We start from the raw sequence: 1,539 nt of genomic DNA, 5'->3' as shown, positions 1-1,539 counted from the left end.
CACTTCGAGACCGCAATGACCGCCATCCACATCAAGTTCCCTTCCCTGACCCTCAAGGCCGGCCCGCGTGCCTTTGCGCGCATCCGTGACAGCGGCTTGAGCGCCGCCGACGTCGGCACCTTGCCTGGCGCGGCCGGCGGTCCGAAGGCGCTGGGGATTCAGGGACTGGACCTGGCGCTGTTCGGCGAGTGGCTGCCGGCGGCACCGCGGGAACGCTCGCTGATTGGTGCATCGGTGGGTTCCTGGCGCTTCGCCAGCGCCTGCCTGCCGGACGCCGCCGAGGGCATCCGGCGTCTCGGGCAGCTGTACACCGAGCAGAATTTCGCCAAGGGCGTGACCATGGCGCAGATCAGCCAGAGCTCCCGGCGCATGCTCAATGACCTGCTCGACGGTTGCGATGCCTCGATCCTCGGCAACAGCGATTACCGCCTGAACATCATGGTGGTCAAAAGCCACGGCCTGCTGGCCGACGATCATCGCGCCCGCCTGGGGCTGGGCCTGTCCTCGGTTATCGCCGACAACCTGCGTGGCCGGGCGCGGCTGGCCCGGCACTTCGAACGCCTGATCGTCCACGACCCGCGCCTGGCGCCGCCGGTCAATGCCTTGAATGACTTCCCGTCGCGCTTCGTCGCCCTCAACGCCGGCAATTTGCGCCAGGCCTTGCTCGCTTCGGGCTCGATTCCGATGGTGATGGAGGGCGTGCGCGACTTGCCGGGCGCCGGTGCGGGAACCTACCGCGACGGCGGCCTGCTGGACTATCACCTGGACCTGCCCTACAGCGGCAACGACATCGTGCTCTACCCGCACTTCACCGACCGGGTGATTCCCGGCTGGTTCGACAAGACCCTGCCATGGCGCCGCGCCTGCCCGGCACGCTTGCAAAACGTGCTGCTGCTGGCGCCGTCAAAGGACTACCTGGCGCGCCTGCCCTACGGCAAACTGCCGGACCGTAGCGACTTCAAGCGCTTCATGGGCGACGCTCCGAGCCGGCAGAAATACTGGCGCACGACCATGGACGAAAGCCGCCGCCTGGGCGACGAATTCCTCGAACTGGCCGCCAACGGTCGCCTCGGCGAGCGCTTGCTGACCCTTTAGTCAGGACAAACTGGTAAACTCGCCTCCTGCCCGAATCGCTGCGGCGAACGCCACCTGAACAGAGCTGAAAAACTGTGGAAATCTTCAAAGAATTTACCTTCGAATCCGCCCACCGCCTGCCCCACGTACCGGACGGCCACAAGTGCGGCCGCCTGCACGGTCACTCGTTCAAAGTGGCGATCCACCTGAGCGGCGACCTCGACCCGCACACTGGCTGGATCCGCGACTTCTCGGAAATCAAGGAAATCTTCAAGCCGCTGTACGAGCGCCTGGACCACAACTACCTGAACGACATTCCCGGCCTGGAAAACCCGACCAGTGAAGTGCTGGCCAAGTTTATCTGGCAGGAAATGAAGCCCCTGCTGCCGGAGCTCAGTGCGATTCGCATCCACGAAACCTGCACCAGCGGTTGCATCTATCGCGGTGAATAGGTCAGGCATCACC

General features: G+C 64.7%; 2 protein-coding genes. Both read left to right on the top strand.

Annotated features, from left to right (window positions below):
• The first annotated feature begins 15 nt into the window (after positions 1–15).
• Positions 16–1,095, top strand: a complete 1,080-nt coding sequence (locus tag ACXRVY_RS28425) for a patatin-like phospholipase family protein (protein ID WP_223462372.1) — start codon at positions 16–18, stop codon at positions 1,093–1,095.
• Between the two features lie 74 nt (positions 1,096–1,169).
• Positions 1,170–1,526 (top strand): 6-carboxytetrahydropterin synthase QueD, encoded by a 357-nt coding sequence (gene queD, locus ACXRVY_RS28420; protein WP_108219187.1) that lies wholly within the window; start codon positions 1,170–1,172, stop codon positions 1,524–1,526.
• Positions 1,527–1,539 lie beyond the last annotated feature (13 nt).

The organism is Pseudomonas sp. P5_A2_2 (assembly GCF_054177685.1).
Note: the sequence above shows the minus strand (reverse complement) of the source record. Positions and strands in the feature narration are given on the sequence as shown.

Bases quoted from the DNA above. Each gene is read 5' to 3' on its own strand.
- ACXRVY_RS28425 (WP_223462372.1), top strand. From the start codon at position 16: ATGACCGCCATCCACATCAAGTTCCCTTCCCTGACCCTCAAGGCCGGC.